Source organism: Pseudomonas sp. AU12215, from assembly GCF_001675465.2.
Lineage (GTDB): Bacteria > Pseudomonadota > Gammaproteobacteria > Pseudomonadales > Pseudomonadaceae > Pseudomonas > Pseudomonas nitroreducens.
In genome coordinates this window covers 13084-29140 of the sequence record NZ_MACM02000125.1, presented here as the reverse complement: position 1 = coordinate 29140, position 16057 = coordinate 13084, and the positions used below count along the sequence as shown (strand labels likewise).

14 protein-coding genes are annotated in these 16057 nt (G+C 66.6%); 12 read left to right on the top strand and 2 right to left on the bottom strand.

The genetic code is table 11. The annotated features are described in order from the left end of the window. Positions 1-65: 65 nt before the first annotated feature. The 5 genes from dgcB to A9513_RS16455 all read left to right on the top strand — a co-directional run bounded on the left by dgcB (position 66) and on the right by A9513_RS16455 (position 5143). A complete protein-coding gene (gene dgcB / locus A9513_RS16475; protein WP_065085095.1) occupies positions 66-2051 on the top strand; it encodes a dimethylglycine demethylation protein DgcB in 1986 nt (661 codons plus the stop codon). 115 nt (positions 2052-2166) lie between these two features. After that, positions 2167-3402, top strand: a complete 1236-nt coding sequence (locus A9513_RS16470; RefSeq protein ID WP_065085094.1) for an electron transfer flavoprotein subunit alpha/FixB family protein — start codon at positions 2167-2169, stop codon at positions 3400-3402. A 117-nt stretch (positions 3403-3519) separates the two neighbouring features. Beyond that, positions 3520-4296, top strand: coding sequence for an electron transfer flavoprotein subunit beta (locus A9513_RS16465; protein ID WP_065085093.1), 777 nt, complete (start codon positions 3520-3522; stop codon positions 4294-4296). Between the two features lie 323 nt (positions 4297-4619). Further along, positions 4620-4850, top strand: coding sequence for a hypothetical protein (locus A9513_RS16460; protein WP_024766748.1), 231 nt, complete (start codon positions 4620-4622; stop codon positions 4848-4850). Further along, positions 4847-5143 carry a cell division protein ZapA gene (locus tag A9513_RS16455; protein ID WP_024766747.1) on the top strand — a complete coding sequence of 99 codons (297 nt, stop codon included), beginning with the start codon at positions 4847-4849 and terminating at the stop codon, positions 5141-5143. The genes A9513_RS16460 and A9513_RS16455 overlap by 4 nt, the downstream gene beginning before the upstream one ends. Positions 5144-5706: 563 nt before the next feature. Here the strand turns inward: A9513_RS16455 and A9513_RS16450 are convergent. Beyond that, positions 5707-7131: an aspartate ammonia-lyase gene (locus A9513_RS16450; RefSeq protein WP_065085092.1), complete on the bottom strand. Its 1425-nt coding sequence runs from the start codon at positions 7129-7131 to the stop codon at positions 5707-5709. A 211-nt stretch (positions 7132-7342) separates the two neighbouring features. On the opposite strand from A9513_RS16450, the gene A9513_RS16445 reads away from it, so the two are divergent. The 4 genes from A9513_RS16445 (at position 7343) to A9513_RS16430 (ending at position 12499) form a co-directional block, all read left to right on the top strand. Then, a complete protein-coding gene (locus A9513_RS16445; RefSeq protein WP_024766745.1) occupies positions 7343-8257 on the top strand; it encodes a LysR substrate-binding domain-containing protein in 915 nt (304 codons plus the stop codon). 113 nt (positions 8258-8370) lie between these two features. Then, positions 8371-8958, top strand: a complete 588-nt coding sequence (locus A9513_RS16440; RefSeq protein ID WP_065085091.1) for an RNA polymerase sigma factor — start codon at positions 8371-8373, stop codon at positions 8956-8958. Then, positions 8955-9959, top strand: a complete 1005-nt coding sequence (locus A9513_RS16435; protein ID WP_065085090.1) for a FecR family protein — start codon at positions 8955-8957, stop codon at positions 9957-9959. Before A9513_RS16440 ends, A9513_RS16435 begins: the two co-directional genes overlap by 4 nt. Before the next feature lie 113 nt (positions 9960-10072). Next, positions 10073-12499 (top strand): TonB-dependent receptor, encoded by a 2427-nt coding sequence (locus tag A9513_RS16430; RefSeq protein WP_065085089.1) that lies wholly within the window; start codon positions 10073-10075, stop codon positions 12497-12499. A gap of 126 nt (positions 12500-12625) precedes the next feature. On the opposite strand, the gene adhP is transcribed toward A9513_RS16430, so the two are convergent. After that, on the bottom strand, positions 12626-13660 hold the full coding sequence (gene adhP, locus A9513_RS16425; RefSeq protein WP_038803792.1) for an alcohol dehydrogenase AdhP: 1035 nt from the start codon (positions 13658-13660) through the stop codon (positions 12626-12628). Between the two features lie 331 nt (positions 13661-13991). Here adhP and purE point away from each other — a divergent pair, with 331 nt between their 5' ends. From purE to A9513_RS16410, 3 genes are all read left to right on the top strand, one after another. Further along, on the top strand, positions 13992-14483 hold the full coding sequence (gene purE / locus A9513_RS16420) for a 5-(carboxyamino)imidazole ribonucleotide mutase (protein WP_024766741.1): 492 nt from the start codon (positions 13992-13994) through the stop codon (positions 14481-14483). Between the two features lie 8 nt (positions 14484-14491). Beyond that, positions 14492-15577 carry a 5-(carboxyamino)imidazole ribonucleotide synthase gene (locus A9513_RS16415; protein WP_065085088.1) on the top strand — a complete coding sequence of 362 codons (1086 nt, stop codon included), beginning with the start codon at positions 14492-14494 and terminating at the stop codon, positions 15575-15577. Positions 15578-15773: 196 nt separating this feature from the next. Next, positions 15774-16019, top strand: a complete 246-nt coding sequence (locus A9513_RS16410) for a GlsB/YeaQ/YmgE family stress response membrane protein (protein ID WP_017521572.1) — start codon at positions 15774-15776, stop codon at positions 16017-16019. Positions 16020-16057: the final 38 nt, after the last annotated feature.

Sequence of the window (16057 nt, the reverse complement as noted above, 5' to 3'; positions counted from 1 at the left end):
CCTCTCCCGCAAGCGGGAGAGGGAGCTTGTCCAGCGCCCCCTGAGGTCCCGTAGGGAGACCAGAAATGCTCAACATCATCCTCCCCATCCTGCTCTTCGCCGCCCTCGGCCTCGCCGTGCTGGGCGCCGTGAAGCGCTTCGCGATGTGGCGCCGTGGCCGGCCCGCGCAGGTCGACTGGATCGGCGGCCTGCTGAAGATGCCGCGTCGCTACCTGGTCGACCTGCACCACGTGGTCGAGCGCGACAAGTACATGTCGAAGACCCACGTCGCCACCGCTGGCGGCTTCGTGCTGGCCGCGCTGCTGGCCATCCTCGTGCACGGTCTCGGCCTGCACAGCCGCATTCTCGGTTTCGCCCTGCTGGCGGCCACCGCGCTGATGTTTGGTGGCGCGCTGTTCGTCGCCAAGCGCCGCCTCGACCCGCCGTCGCGCCTGTCGAAAGGCCCGTGGATGCGCCTGCCGAAAAGCCTGCTGATGTTCTCGGCGAGCTTCTTCATCGCCACCCTGCCGGTGGCCGGCATCCTGCCGGAGGGTTTCGGCGGCTGGTTCCTCGCAGCCATTCTTGCCATCGGGGTGGCCTGGGGTGTGTCCGAGCTGTTCTTCGGCATGACCTGGGGCGGCCCGATGAAGCACGCCTTCGCCGGTGCCCTGCACCTGGCCTGGCACCGCCGCGCCGAACGGTTCTCCAGTAAAGATGGGCGCGGCGGCCGCTCCACTGACCTCAAGCCGCTGGACCTGCAGGACCCGATGGCGCCGCTGGGCGTCGAGAAACCCACCGATTTCACCTGGAACCAGTTGCTCGGCTTCGACGCCTGCGTGCAGTGCGGCAAGTGCGAAGCCATGTGCCCGGCGTTTGCCGCCGGCCAGCCGCTGAACCCGAAGAAGCTCATCCAGGACATGGTCATCGGCCTTGCCGGTGGCAGCGACGCCAACTTTGCCGGCAGCCCGTATCCCGGTAAACCGCTGGGCGAACACCGCGGCGGCCCGCACCAGCCGATCGTCGCGCTGGACGGCAAGGCGCTGGTGGATGCCGAGACGCTCTGGTCCTGCACCACCTGCCGCGCCTGCGTCGAGGAATGCCCGATGATGATCGAGCACGTCGACGCCATCGTCGACATGCGCCGCCACCTCACCCTGGAAAAGGGCGCGACCCCGAACAAGGGCGCCGAGGTGCTGGAAAACCTGATCGCCACCGACAACCCCGGCGGCTTCGCCCCCGGCGGCCGGCTGAACTGGGCGGCCGACCTGAACCTGCCGCTGCTGGCGGACAAGCAGCAGGCCGACGTGCTGTTCTGGGTCGGCGACGGCGCCTTCGACATGCGCAACCAGCGCACCCTGCGTGCCTTCGTGAAGGTCCTCAAGGCCGCCAACGTCGACTTCGCCGTGCTCGGCCTGGAGGAGCGCGACAGCGGCGATGTGGCACGCCGCCTGGGTGACGAAGCCACCTTCCAGACCCTGGCCCAACGCAACATCGCCACCCTGGCCAAGTACCGTTTCAAGCGCATCGTCAGCTGCGACCCGCACAGCTTCCACGTGCTGAAGAACGAATACGGCGCGCTGGGCGGCAACTACCAGGTGCTGCACCACACGACCTTCATCGATGAACTGGTGCGCAAGGGCGCGCTGAACCTCGGCCAGAGCAAGGCCGGCAGCGTGACCTACCACGACCCGTGCTACCTCGGCCGCTACAACGGCGAGTACGAAGCGCCGCGCGCCGTGCTCAAGGCCATCGGCATCGAGGTCAAGGAAATGGCCCGCTCCGGCTTCCGTTCACGCTGCTGCGGCGGTGGCGGCGGCGCGCCGATCACCGACATCCCCGGCAAGCAGCGGATTCCCGACATGCGCATGGTCGACATCAAGGAAACCGGCGCCGAACTGGTTGCCGTGGGCTGCCCGCAATGCACCGCCATGCTCGAAGGCGTGGTCGCGCCGCGCCCGGAGATCAAGGACATCGCCGAACTGGTCGCCGAGGTCCTCATCGAGGCCACCGAGGTGCCGGCAAAAAAGCCCTCGCTGGCGCGCCGTGAAGAAGCGGTGGAGGTGCACCTGTGAACGTCCTGCGTAGCCCCGTAGGGCGCATAAAGCCGAAGGCTTTATCCGCCGCCTCGGCCACTTCGGCGGATGACGCTGCGCGTTATTCGCCCTACTCCAGCCCGGAGCATCGAGCATGAGCGACATCATCCGCCGCGACCCGCGGGCCGAGTGGATCGCCCGCAATCGCCTGCACCCGCTGCACGCGGCCATGCAATCGGCTCAGGGTGGCGAGAGCCGCTGGATGGGGCCGAACGGCGTGGTGCGCAAGAATCCCCACGCCGTCGGCTTCATCGGGGCCAATGGCGTCAAGCGCATCGACCGTTCCGGTGGCCAGCAAGGTACGGCAGGCGGCAAGCGCAGCAGCGCGCCGGAGGTGATGCAGCTGCCGCTGGTGATCATCGAGCAGCCGGCCTTCCTGATTGCCGTGGTGCCCGACATGGTGGGCGGCCGCCTCTCCAGCCACGACCGCGACCTGCTGGGCCTGGCCCGCAAGCTGGCCGGCAGCGACGGTGCGGTGCTGGCCGTGGTGTTCGGCGAGCACAAGGAAACCGCCTTCGACACCGCCGGCGTCGACCGCCTGTTGCAGATCGAGGGCAACGAATACGACGGTTACGCCCCGGAACAAAGGGTGCTGGCGCTGCGTTCGGCCAACAGCCAGTTCGCACCGCGTCACTGGTTGCTGCCCGACAGCCGCACCGGTGGCGGCGAACTCGGCCGCCGTCTCGCCGCCAGCCTGGGCGAACGCCCGGCCACCCGCGTCTGGCAGGCCGAAGGCGAGCGCTGCATCGGTCGCGCCGGAGCCGGCCAGCAGGACCTGCACCGCGACCTGCCGCGCCTGATTCTGGCTGCCGCCGAGTGTGCGGAGCCGGTCAGCGAAACCCGGCACGAGGCCCGCGCCGTGGAACTGGAAAGCAGCGTCGCGCGCAACCTGCCGCGCATCGAGGACCTCGGCCCGGTGGCCGTGGACCCGGCGCAGATTCCCATGGCCGAGGCGGAGTTCATCCTCTCCGGTGGCAACGGCGTGAAGGACTGGGAGCTGTTCCATCGCGCCGCCGTTGCGCTCGGCGCCACCGAAGGCGCCTCGCGCGTGGCAGTGGACGACGGCCACATGCCGCGTGCCCGTCAGGTTGGCGCCACCGGTACCTGGGTCACCGCGCGGGTCTACCTTGCCGTCGGCATTTCCGGGGCGATCCAGCACCTGCAGGGCATCGGTTCCTGCGACAAGGTGGTGGCGATCAACATGGACCCGGGCTGCGACATGATCAAACGCGCCGATCTCTCGGTGATCGGTGATTCCGCCGCGATCCTCAAGGCGCTGATGGTCCTGGCCGAAGCCCATCGCAATGGAGCGGCGCGCGATGCGGCGTGATAGGAGTTCCTCGGTAGGGCGGATAAAGCCTTCGGCTTTATCCGCCGCCAACGCATCATCGGCGGATAACGCTGCGCGTTATTCGCCTTACGCCAGCTTGAAAGCCCGAGGTGGCTTATGAACGACCTGAACATCGTCGCCCTGGTGTCCATCGGCGCCCACCCGGCCTCTGGCCGTGCGCGGCGCGCCGACCAGGATGCCCGTGCGGTGGAACTGGGCATGAACCTCGCCGGTAAGCGCCTGCGCGTCGTGCATGCCGGTGATGCCGGGGAAGAAGCGCTGCGCGGTTACCTCGGCATGGGCCTGGATGAGCTGGCCGTGCTCGAACAGCCTGCCGGTGCCGACGTACTGCCAGCATTGGCCGCCTACCTGGGCGACAGCGATGCGCAACTGGTGCTCACCGGTACCCAGGCGGAAACCGGTGAAGGCTCCGGCATGTTGCCCTTCCTGCTGGCCGAGCGCCTCGGCTGGCCGCTGGTGGTCGGCCTGGCGGAAGTGGAGAAGTTCGAAGGCGGCAGTGCCCAGGTATTGCAGGCCTTGCCTCGCGGCCAGCGCCGTCGTTTGAAGGTGCGCCTGCCCTTCGTCGCCAGCGTCGACAATGCCGCGCCGGCGGCTCGCCAGAGCGCCTTCGGCCCGGCTCGCCGGGGTTATCTGGAAGCCCACGAAGTGGAGGTGGTGGACGATCCACTGCTTGCCGACGGCAACCTGCAACCCGCGCGCCCGCGTCCCAAGCGGCTGAAGATGATCAAGGCGAAGACCGGCGCCGAACGCATGAAGGCCGCCACCGCCAAGGCCTCTGGCGGTACCGGGCAGGTCCTCAAGGACGTCTCTCCCGAGGCGGGCGCCGAGGCAATCTTCAAGCTGCTGCGTGAGGAAGGCGTGATTCGCATCTGACGTTCCGGCTCTTCGTAGGAGCGAGGGGCCATCGATATTGCTCGCGAACAATCCCCGCAGCGAGCCCTGGTTCGCGAGCAAGCTCGCTCCTGCAGGATGCCTTCCCCATCGGAGCGGAAGCCGGCGCCGTAGGCGAACCTTGTGGGTTGATTCCCGGTCCAAATTTCGTTGGTGGTAGGAAATCATTGAAATAGCACGAGAATTATCTCGTAAGCCATTGAATCGACAGCATACGGCTTGTCAGAAGAACCGCGTTTTTACTGGCCCCGCCGCGCCCCTTTCTTTATCCTCCGCACCCTTTGAAAGGCTTTGCGGAGGCTCCCATGCTCGATTCCACCCTCGAACAACTTGAACAGCTGGTCGCCGAGCTGCTGCAGCAGAATGAAGTACTGGTGCAGGACAACGCCCAGGTGCGTGAAGAGCTGCTCAAGGCCCGTGAGGAAAACGACACGCTGCAACTGTCGCTCATGGAGCAGGAAGAGAAGCACAACGCCACCGCGACTCGCCTGCAGGCGCTGATCCGCCGCGTCAGCGACAGCCGCGCCAGCGCATGAGTGGCGACGGCGTCCGCGTCCTGCGCATCCTCGGGCGCGAATACAGCGTCCGGGCGCCGGCCGGTGAAGAGCGCCGGCTGCAGGACGCGGCTGCGCTGCTGCAGGCGGAGATCAGCGCCAGCAAGAAGAAATTCCCCTACGTCACCAGCAATGAGCTGATGGTGCTCTCTGCGCTCAACCTCTGCGCCCGCCAGCTCGGTGCGTCGGATACCGAGTGCGATGAGGCGGACGCCGTGGAGCGTATCGCCGCTCTCAATCGGCGGATTCTCGATCACCTGCAACGTCAGGATTGATCTCCCGCAGCCCCTGCTTTTTGTAGGAGCGAGCTTGCTCGCGAACCCCTCCTGCGCCGGTATTGACGGGAGGGAGATCGTGTTCGCGAGCAATGACGATGGCGTCCCCCTCTCTCCTACAGAAGCCGCACCGCCACGACCGGAACTCCAGGAAAGTGTTTTGTAGGGCGAATAACGCGCAGCGTTATCCGCCACTGTGCCTGGCACGGAACTGGCGGATCACAGCAAGCGGTTATGCGCCCTACGGTGCCGTGCGACTCATGCCAATCGCGGACGGAGTCCGTTCCTACGAAACCTGAACCGGCGTAGGCGCGGACTCCGTCTGCCATGTTTTCCGCCGCGCCCGGATTTCAGGCAAAAAAATAGGGACACCGGGGTAAGCGGTGTCCCTTCTAAAGGAGAGTGGGCCAAGAGGCCCCTCAACCGGTGAGACGTGGCGCCTCGGGTAAACCCGCGGCGCCGGGTATAAAAGAAGGGACTGGGGGTAACCAATCCCTGAAAGGTGAGGGAGGAATACTCCCCCTCAACCGGTGAGACGTGCCCGGCTCGCGCCGGGCGGAGGATCAGGCGCGCAGCGGAATCAGGCGCGGGGCGATCATGTTTTCCGGCAGCAGGATGTCGGCCAGGGTGGCTTCGTCCAGCAGCTTCTCCTCGCGAACCAGCTCCAGCACTCCGCGGCCGGTTTCCAGCGCAGTCTTGGCGATACGGGTGGAGTTTTCGTAGCCGATGTACGGGTTCAGCGCGGTGACCAGGCCGATGCTGTGCTCCACCAGCTGGTGGCAGCGCTCGACGTTGGCGGTGATGCCGGTGATGCAGTGCTCGCGCAGCATGTCCATGGCGCGCTGGAGCAGGCGGATCGAGTCGAAGATCTTGTAGGCGATCAGCGGCTCCATCACGTTCAGCTGCAACTGGCCGCCTTCGGCCGCGATGGTCAGCGCCAGGTCGTTACCCATGATTTCGAAGGCGCACATGTTCACCGCCTCCGGGATCACCGGGTTGACCTTGCCCGGCATGATCGAGCTGCCCGGCTGGCGCGGCGGCAGGTTGATCTCGTTGATGCCGGTGCGCGGGCCGCTGGACAGCAGGCGCAGGTCGTTGCAGATCTTCGACAGCTTGACCGCGGTGCGCTTGAGCATGCCGGAGAACAGCACGAAGGCGCCCATGTCGGAGGTGGCTTCGATCAGGTCGGCAGCCGGAACGACCGGGTGGCCGCTGATTTCAGCCAGGCGCTGGACAGCCAGCTTCTGGTAGCCGGGGTCGGCGTTGATGCCGGTGCCGATCGCGGTGCCGCCGAGGTTCACTTCGGTCAGCAGTTCCGGCGCCAGGCGACGCAGGCGGTCGAGGTCTTCGCCCAGGGTGGTGGCGAAGGCGTGGAATTCCTGGCCGAGGGTCATCGGTACCGCGTCCTGCAGCTGGGTACGGCCCATCTTCAGTACGCCGGCGAACTCGACGCCCTTGGCGGCGAAGGCCTGGATCAGGCTGTCGAGGCTGGCCAGCAGGGTGTCGTGGCCGAGCAGCAGGCCCAGGCGGATGGCGGTCGGGTAAGCGTCGTTGGTCGACTGCGCCATGTTCACGTCGTTGTTCGGGTGCAGGTACTTGTACTCACCCTTGGTATGGCCCATGGCTTCCAGCGCGATGTTCGCGATCACTTCGTTCGCGTTCATGTTGGTGGAAGTACCGGCGCCACCCTGGATCATGTCCACCACGAACTGGTCGTGGAAGTCACCGCGGATCAGGCGGGCACAGGCTTCGCTGATGGCAGCGTGCTTCTCGTTCGACAGGTGGCCAAGCTGGTGGTTGGCATCGGCTGCCGCCTGTTTGACCATCGCCAGGCCGACGACCAGTTTCGGGTAGTGCGACAGCGGCACGCCCGAGAGGCGGAAGTTGTTCACAGCGCGCAGGGTCTGGATGCCGAAGTAGGCGTCAGAAGGTACTTCGAGGGTGCCGAGGAGGTCTTTCTCGATGCGGAACGATGCAACAGGGGACATGACGGGGATTGTCTCAGGGAAACACGGCCAGTGCCGCGATGCCCGGTAGACTAGGGATTTCGCCTTTCGTCGGCCAATGCTGTTAAAGGCTGCCTCATGCACGAACGGCATAATGTACCCTGTGACGAATTGATGACGGCGAGCGTGTGACTGTGCTACGCGCGCCCGGCTCCTGACCAATCGATCAGCGTGTGAATGCGTTGGAGTTGACGTGAACCTCGAGACCAAATGGCTGGAAGACTTCAGCACCCTGGCCACCACCCGCAGTTTTTCCCAGGCCGCCGAAAAGCGCTTCGTCACCCAGCCGGCCTTCAGCCGACGCATCCGCAGCCTGGAAGATGCCCTCGGCCTGACCCTGGTGAACCGCCAGCGCACGCCCATCGAGCTGACTGAGGCCGGCCAGCTGTTCCTCGTCACCGCCCGCGCGGTGGTTGAGCAACTCGGCCAGGTGGTGCGCCACCTGCACCACCTGGAAGGCGGGCAGGGCGAGGTGCTGCAGTTCGCCGCCGCGCACTCGCTGGCGCTGGGCTTCTTCCCCGCGTGGATTTCCCGGCTGCGCTCGGAAGGCCTGAATATCGCCAGCCGCCTGGTGGCGACCAACGTCGGCGAGGCGGTACACCTGCTGCGCGAAGGCGGCTGCGACCTGATGATGGCCTTCTACGACCCGGACGCCGCCTTGCAGATGGACCCGGAGGTCTTCCCCTCGCTGCACCTGGGGCGCACCGAAATGCTGCCGGTGTGCGCGGTGAACTCCGCCGGCGTGCCGCTCTTCGATCTCGACAGCGGGCAGAGCGTGCCGCTGCTGGCCTACAGTGCCGGTGCCTTCCTCGGTCGCGGCGTGAACCTGCTGCTGCGCCAGCGCAACCTGCGTTACACGACGGTCTATGAAACGGCGATGGCCGACAGCCTTAAAAGCATGGCGCTGCAAGGCATGGGTGTGGCCTGGGTGCCGCGCCTGAGCATGGAGTCGGAGCTGGCGCGTGGTGAGCTGGCGCTGTGCGGCGGCCCGCACTGGATTGTCCCGCAGGAAATCCGCCTGTACCGCTGTGCGCTGGTGCGCAAGGCGCAGATTCGCCTGCTCTGGCGCAAGCTCGAAGGCGGCCTGGGGCTGGACGAAACGCCCTGAGGCAGACAGCCGGGGCTATTCTGTTTATTTGATAAGCATTATCATTTGCGGCTTTCCACGGTCTCCCCCTCGCACCGGTTTCGGTGCGGACCGCTGGCGAGCCTGCAGCCCCGATGTCCCATTCCGACCGCCCGGCCGATTCCCGCACCGCGGACGCCCCGGCGCCCGCCGAGGCGTTGCCGCGCGAGGATTTCCTGCGGGTGTTCCTTTCCCAGCGTCCGCGCATGGAAGCCCTGGTACGACGTCGCGTCGGTTGCCGGGCCACCGCGGCGGACCTGGTCCAGGACCTGTTCCTGCGCTTCTGGAAGCGCCCGCAGGCACCAGTGGAAGAACTCGGCAGCTACCTGCTGCGCAGTGCGCGCAACCTCGCCATCGATCACCTGCGCGGTGAAGATTCGCGCGGGCGAACCCTGAGCGCGCTGCTGCCCGACCAGGACGATGCCCAGCCTTCCCCAGAGCAGGCGGTGCAGGCCAGCGCCGAACTGGACCTCATCGAAGACGCCCTGCGCCAGTTGCCCGAGCGCACCCGCCATATCTTCCTGCTCAGTCGTGTGCATGGCCGCACCTACGGCGAGATCGCCGCGGCCATGGGGCTTTCCCAGAGCGCGGTGGAAAAACATATGATGCGCGCCCTCGATGCCTGCAAGGCGAGCCTTGAGCCCGCCGCGCGGGCAGATCGCCGTGGAGCCGCCGACCGATGAAGCCTGAAATCGCCACCTCGCCCGAGGACGCCCAGCGGCAGGCGCGCCAGTGGCTGCTGCGCCTGAACGACGCTGGCGGCGACGTATGGCTGGCGGCTTTCCAGGCGTGGCTGGCGGCCGATCCGCAACATGCCCGCGCCTATGCCGAAGTCGATGCGCTCTGGCAGGCCAGTGCCGCGCCGGCGCAACGGCTGGCGGCGGAAGAGGGCAATGCTTTGGGCGCCTATCTCACCGCGATGGACCGTCCGGCGCCGCGCCGCGCGCAGAGCAACCACCGGCGTTGGGCCTACCCGCTGGCCAGCGCCGCCTGCCTGTTGCTGATGCTCTGGGCCGGTGCCTGGTGGTCGCCGGGGCACTGGCTGACCGATCTCTCCGCCGACTACGTCAGCGCGCCGGGCGAAGTGCGGGAGATCACCCTGGGCGACGGCTCGCGCCTGACCCTGGACGCCGACAGCGCCGTCGCGGTTTCCCTGGACGGTGAACAACGCCGCGTCGACCTGCTGCGCGGTGCTGCGTCCTTTGCCGTGAAACATCTGCCCAAACCCTTCGTGGTGCGCGCCGGAGAGGGTGAAGCGCGGGTGCTGGGCACCGAGTTCGAAGTCCGTCGCCGGGGCGAGCAGACCCGCGTCACGGTCGCCGAAGGCCGCGTCTCGGTGCGTGGCAGCCATGCCGCCGGCATGCCGGAAGTGGTGCTGGGCGCTGGCGAACGGGTCGGCATCGACGGCACGCGGCTCGGTGATGCGCAGCCCGCCGATGCCCAGGCCGCGCTGGCCTGGCGCCAGGGCTGGCTGACCTTCTACCGCGCGCCGCTGGGCGAGGTGCTGGAGCGCCTGGGCACTTACTACCCGGGCCGCATCGTGCTGCTGGACAGCGAGCTGGCGCAGCGCCGGGTCAGCGGCAGTTTCCGCAGCACCGACCCTCAGGCGGCGCTGGATTCCCTGCAGGCGGTGGTGGGCTTCCATCAGCAGCCTCTGCTCGGTCGCTTCGTGCTGATCCGCTGAGGGCGAAGATTTTTTCGAAAAAGGGGTGAGGTACTGCGGCGGCTGCTCCGTGTAGTGGTCATGAATGCGATTTATTCGCATGTGTAGTCCGACCTTCGAGCAAGAGAGCCCCGATGATCCCGCTGCGCCGCGTTGTTCCCGAGCTATCCCTGAAACCCCTTGCCGCCGTCGTGCTGGGCGCTGCCCTGGTCGCCGCGCAGGCTCCCTCCGCGTGGGCCGAGAATGCCGCCGCCGGCGCTGCCCTGCAGGCGCGCTTTGGTTTCGCCATTGCGGCTCAACCCTTGCCCCAGGCGCTGAGCGAGTTCAGCCGGGTGACCGGCCTCAGTGTGGTCTACACCGACGAGGCGCCGTACGACCTCCAAGCCCCGGCGGTCTCCGGCCAGCTCAGCGCCAACGACGCGCTGAATCGCATGCTGGCGGGCTCCGGCTATCGCTTCCGCGACCTCGATGGCCGCACCCTGACCCTGGAGCGCGTGCCGACCGACACCCTGAGCCTCACCGATACCACCGTCACCGGCCAGGCGGCGTCGACCAGCTACCAACCGGCACCGGTCGCCTCCATCGGTCGCACCGACACGCCGGTGTTGGAAACCCCGCAAAGCATCGTCACTGTCCCGGCCCAGGCGCTGCACGACCAGAAGCCGCGCAATCTTGACGACGCGCTTGGCAACATCAGCGGTATCACCCAGGCCAACACCCTCGGCGGCACCCAGGACGCGGTGATGAAGCGGGGTTTCGGCGATAACCGCGACGGTTCGATCATGCGCGACGGCCTGCCCTCGGTGCTGGGCCGCAACCTCACCGCCACCGCCGACCACGTCGAAGTGCTCAAGGGGCCGGCCTCGTTGCTGTATGGCATCCAGGACCCGGGCGGCATCGTCAACGTGGTGAGCAAGAAGCCGCAGCTGCAGCAGTACAACGCCGTCACCCTGCGTGGCTCGACCTACGCCCACGGCAAACAGGGCAGCGGCGCGCAGGTCGACACCACCGGCCCGCTGGGCGAGACCAACCTGGCCTACCGGCTGATCGTCGATCACCAGGACGAGAACTACTGGCGCAATTTCGGCCAGCAGCGCGAGACCCTCGTCGCGCCCTCGCTGGCCTGGTTCGGCGAGGACACCACGGTGAACCTCAGCTACGAGCACCGTGAGTTCAAGACGCCGTTCGACCGTGGCACCGCCATCGACCCGCGCACCAACAAGCCGCTGGATATCCCCCGTACGCGTCGCCTGGACGAGCCCTTCAACATCACTGAAGGCCGCTCCGACCTGACTCGACTGGACGTCGAGCAGCGCATCGACGATGCCTGGAAGGCGCATTTCGCCTACGGCTGGACCCGTGAGACCTACGACGACAACCAGGCCCGCGTCACCAGGGTCAACAGCAACGGCACCCTGACCCGCCGCACCGACGCCACCCGCGGCGCGGTGAGCAGCGACAGCTTCGCCACCGCCGGGCTGAACGGCGACCTGCAACTGGGCGGCTTCCGCCACGAAGTCAGCTTCGGCATCGACAGCGAGAAGCGCAAGATCTACCGCGCCGACCTGATCCGCGACACGAAGAACACCACCTTCAATTACCTCGATCCGGTCTACGGGCAGATTTCACCCGCCACGCGCGTCAGCCCGGCGGACAGCGACCAGACCGACAAGCTGCGCAGCGACTCGCTGTTCCTGCAGGACTCCTGGCACCTGGACGACCACTGGATTCTGGTCGCCGGCGGGCGCTACCAGATGTATGACCAGTACGCCGGGCGCGGCCGGCCGTTCAAGGCCAACACCGATATCAGCGGACAGAAGTGGGTACCGCGCGCCGGGGTGATCTACAAGATCAACGACGAGATGTCGCTATATGGCAGCTACACCCAGTCGTTCAAGCCCAACTCCACCATCGCGCCGCTGTCCACGGGCGAGGTGATCGACTCGGCGATCCAGCCGGAAGAAGCGACCTCCTGGGAGATCGGCGGCAAGCTCGACATCCCCGGCCGTGTCACCGCCAACCTGGCCTTCTTCGACATCCGCAAGCGCAACGTGATGGTCACCCAGCTCGACGCCAACGGCGACAGCCGCGTCAGCACCGCCGGCAAGGTGCGCTCCTATGGCGCGGAACTGGATGTCACCGGCCAGCTGAGCGAGCACTGGAACCTGATCGGCAGCTACGCCTGGCTGGATGCCGAGGTCACCGAAGACCCGGTGCTGGAGGGCAACCGCCTGCAGAACGTGGCCAAGGAAACCGCCTCGCTGGCGGCGGTATACGACGCCGGGTCGATCTTCGGCGGCGACAACCTGCGCCTGGGCGGCGGGCCGCGCTACGTGGGCAAGCGTGCGGGCGACCCGTCCAACTCCTTCGAATTGCCGTCCTACACCGTGACCGATGCCTTCGCCAGCTACGACACGAAGCTGGGTGGCCACAACGTCGGCTTCCAGTTCAACGTGAAGAACCTGTTCGACCGCACCTACTACCCGTCGGCGGCGAACAACCTCTACGTCGCCGTGGGCGAGCCGCGGCAGTTCGAGGTTTCGACCACTGTGGAGTTCTGAAGCTGAGCCCGGACGCTCCTGCAGGAGGGTTGGAGCGCAGCGATACCCATGCTGTCTGCAGCGCAATCGATGGGTATCGCTGCGCTCCACGCCATCCTACGCAGAGCTTGGTGTTTGGAGCGGGGCCTACATCTCCACCACGATCCGTCCTTCGATCTGCCCGGCGCGCATGCGGTCGAGGATGGCGTTGATGTCATCCAGCTTGCCGGCGGCGACGGTGGCTTTCACCAGGCCTTCGCCGGCGAAGTCCAGGGCTTCCTGCAGGTCCGCGCGGGTGCCGACGATGGAGCCGGTGATGTGCAGGCCCTTGAGCACCACGTCGAAGATCGGCGTGGGGAAGTCGCCCGGCGGCAGGCCGACCAGCGACACGGTACCGCCCCGGCGGGCCATGCCGATGCCCTGGCCGAAGGCGCTGTTGGACACGGCGGTGACGACTACGCCGTGGGCGCCGCCGATATCACGCTGCACCACTTCGACCGGGTCCTCTTTCTTCGCATTGACGGTCAGGCTGGCGCCGAGCTTGCGCGCCAGCTCCAGCTTGGCGTCATCCACGTCCACTGCCACCACGTGCAGGCCCATGGCCTTGGCGTACTGCACGGCGACGTGGCCCAGGCCGCCGATGCCGGAAATGGCCACCCACTGGCCGGGACGTGCCTCGGTTTCCTTCAGCGCCTTGTACACGGTGACGCCCGCGCAGAGGATCGGCGCAATCTCGGTAAAGCCGACATTCTTCGGCAGGATGCCGACATAGTTCGGGTCCGCCAGCACGTATTCGGCGTAGCCGCCGTTTACCGAGTAGCCGGTGTTCTGCTGGCTTTCGCAAAGGGTTTCCCAGCCGGTCAGGCAGTGCTCGCAGCAACCGCAGGCGGTGTACAGCCAGGGCACGCCGACGCGGTCGCCTTCCTTCACGCGGGTGACGCCAGCGCCGACCGCGGCGACGAAACCGACGCCTTCATGGCCGGGGATGAACGGCAGGCTCGGCTTCACCGGCCAGTCGCCTTCGGCGGCGTGCAGGTCGGTGTGGCAGACGCCGGAGGCCTCGATCTTCACCAGGATCTGCCCGGGGCCGGGCAGCGGGACTTTGACTTCCTCGATCCGCAGCGGCTCGCCAAAGGCGTGGACGACAGCGGCTTTCATGGTCGTGGGCAGGGTCGTGGACATTGCACTCGCTCCTTGAAGGGTGAGGGACCTGCCCCGTCCGGGACAGGAACGTGTCAGAAGAGTCTGAGCCCCTGAGCCTAGGCCATCTTGAGCTGAGGCAAGCTTTTCCGAAGTCTCTTCGGAGGTCGTTGCAGGCATCTTCGATGCAGGAATGACGAAATCGGGACCAACGGTCATGCCCAGTGCACTCCGTCGTGCCCTTTGCGGTATACTGCGCCGCCTTCAAGCCGGCACTGCCCGCCGGTTTGGCCACGTACAAGCCACGCCCTCACGGAGTCGTGGCTTGTTGGTTTCTGACGCGCCCAAGAGCGCACTTGAGAGAGGCACGACGATGAGCGCACTGGTTGGCGTGATCATGGGTTCCAAATCCGACTGGAGCACCCTGAGCCACACCGCAGACATGCTGGACAAGCTCGGCATTCCGTACGAAGTGAAGGTGGTTTCCGCCCACCGTACTCCGGACCTGCTGTTCCAGTACGCCGAAGAGGCCGATGGCCGCGGCATCGAAGTGATCATCGCCGGCGCCGGCGGTGCCGCCCACCTGCCGGGCATGTGCGCCGCCAAGACCCACCTGCCGGTGCTCGGCGTGCCAGTGCAGTCCTCCATGCTCTCGGGCGTCGATTCGCTGCTGTCCATCGTGCAGATGCCCGCGGGCGTCCCGGTCGCCACCCTGGCCATCGGCAAGGCCGGCGCCACCAATGCCGCCCTGCTGTCCGCCAGCATCCTGGGCGCCAAGTACCCGAAATACCACGAGGCGCTGAAGCAGTTCCGCGCCACCCAGACCGAGACGGTGCTGGACAATCCCGATCCGCGCGAGGCCTGAGCAGAACCATGAAGATCGGTGTCATCGGTGGCGGCCAGCTGGGCCGCATGCTGTCCCTGGCGGGCACCCCGCTGGGCATGAACTTCGCCTTCCTCGACCCGGCGCCGGACGCCTGCGCGCAAGCCCTGGGCGAGCACATCCGTGCTGACTACAGCGACCAGGACCACCTGCGCCAACTGGCCGACCAGGTCGACCTGGTGACCTTCGAGTTCGAGAGCGTCCCGGCCGAGACCGTGGCCTTCCTCTCGCAGTTCGTGCCGGTCTATCCGAACGCCGAGTCGCTGCGCATCGCCCGCGACCGCTGGTTCGAGAAGTCCATGTTCAAGGACCTGGGGATTCCGACCCCGGCCTTCGCCGACGTGCAGTCCCAGGCCGACCTCGACGCCGCGGTGGCCAGCATCGGCCTGCCGGCAGTGATGAAGACCCGCACCCTGGGCTACGACGGCAAGGGCCAGAAGGTCCTGCGCAAGGCCGAGGACGTCACTGGCGCCTTCGCCGAACTGGGCAGCGTGCCCTGCATCCTCGAAGGCTTCGTGCCCTTCACCGGCGAAGTGTCGCTGGTGGCGGTGCGTGCCCGTGATGGCGAGACGCGCTTCTACCCGCTGGTGCACAACACCCACGAGAACGGCATCCTGCGCCTGTCCGTGGCGAGCACCGACCATCCGCTGCAGCAGCTGGCCGAGGACTACGTCGGCCGCGTGCTCGACAAGCTGGCCTATGTCGGTGTGATGGCCTTCGAGTTCTTCGAGGTCGACGGCGGCCTGAAGGCCAACGAGATCGCTCCGCGCGTGCACAACTCCGGGCACTGGACGATCGAAGGCTCCGAGTGCAGCCAGTTCGAGAACCACGTGCGCGCCATCGCCGGCCTGCCGCTGGGCTCCACGGCGAAAGTGGGCGAGAGCGCCATGCTCAATTTCATCGGCGAAGTGCCGCCGGTGGCCGAGGTGCTGAACATCGCCGACTGCCACCTGCACCACTACGGCAAGGCCTTCAAGGCCGGGCGCAAGGTGGGCCACGCCACCCTGCGCAGCACTGACCTGCCGACCCTGAAGGCGCGTATCGCCGAGGTCGAGGCGTTGATCGCCAGGGGTTGACCGTTACGGTGCTCCGAAAGAAGCCGCGTCAATCACTGGCGCGGCTTTTTTCATGCCGGTCTTCCACAACGCTGTAAGGCTGGCGAAACACCGGCAGTCGCTCTGGGGCGCGGCAAAACACGGAACGCCGACGTTTCCTACACTGTCCCATGACAAGCGCGTACTCACCGCGCTCAACCCACAAGGAGGGTTTGTCATGGGATTAATCGGAACCATCGTCATCGGCCTGATCGTCGGACTCATCGCACGCTTCCTCAAGCCCGGCGATGACAGCATGGGCTGGATCATGACCATCCTGATCGGCATCGGCGGCTCGCTGTTGGCCACCTATGGCGGCCAGGCGCTGGGCATCTACGCGGCCGGCCAGGCGGCAGGCTTCATCGGCGCGGTGATCGGCGCCATCGTGCTGCTGGTCATTTACGGCCTGATCAAGAAGAATTGACGGTGAATTCCGGCCCTCTCCCACCAGGGGGAGGGCGC

Excerpts from the sequence above, each read along its gene's own strand:
- adhP (WP_038803792.1), bottom strand. The coding sequence starts at position 13,660 with ATGTCCACGACCCTGCCCACGACCATGAAAGCCGCTGTCGTCCACGCC.
- A9513_RS16450 (WP_065085092.1), bottom strand. The coding sequence starts at position 7,131 with ATGTCCCCTGTTGCATCGTTCCGCATCGAGAAAGACCTCCTCGGCACC.
- A9513_RS16435 (WP_065085090.1), top strand. The coding sequence starts at position 8,955 with ATGAAGCCTGAAATCGCCACCTCGCCCGAGGACGCCCAGCGGCAGGCG.
- A9513_RS16440 (WP_065085091.1), top strand. The coding sequence starts at position 8,371 with ATGTCCCATTCCGACCGCCCGGCCGATTCCCGCACCGCGGACGCCCCG.
- A9513_RS16455 (WP_024766747.1), top strand. The coding sequence starts at position 4,847 with ATGAGTGGCGACGGCGTCCGCGTCCTGCGCATCCTCGGGCGCGAATAC.
- A9513_RS16465 (WP_065085093.1), top strand. The coding sequence starts at position 3,520 with ATGAACGACCTGAACATCGTCGCCCTGGTGTCCATCGGCGCCCACCCG.
- A9513_RS16430 (WP_065085089.1), top strand. The coding sequence starts at position 10,073 with ATGATCCCGCTGCGCCGCGTTGTTCCCGAGCTATCCCTGAAACCCCTT.
- purE (WP_024766741.1), top strand. The coding sequence starts at position 13,992 with ATGAGCGCACTGGTTGGCGTGATCATGGGTTCCAAATCCGACTGGAGC.
- A9513_RS16470 (WP_065085094.1), top strand. The coding sequence starts at position 2,167 with ATGAGCGACATCATCCGCCGCGACCCGCGGGCCGAGTGGATCGCCCGC.
- A9513_RS16460 (WP_024766748.1), top strand. The coding sequence starts at position 4,620 with ATGCTCGATTCCACCCTCGAACAACTTGAACAGCTGGTCGCCGAGCTG.
- A9513_RS16415 (WP_065085088.1), top strand. The coding sequence starts at position 14,492 with ATGAAGATCGGTGTCATCGGTGGCGGCCAGCTGGGCCGCATGCTGTCC.
- A9513_RS16410 (WP_017521572.1), top strand. The coding sequence starts at position 15,774 with ATGGGATTAATCGGAACCATCGTCATCGGCCTGATCGTCGGACTCATC.
- dgcB (WP_065085095.1), top strand. The coding sequence starts at position 66 with ATGCTCAACATCATCCTCCCCATCCTGCTCTTCGCCGCCCTCGGCCTC.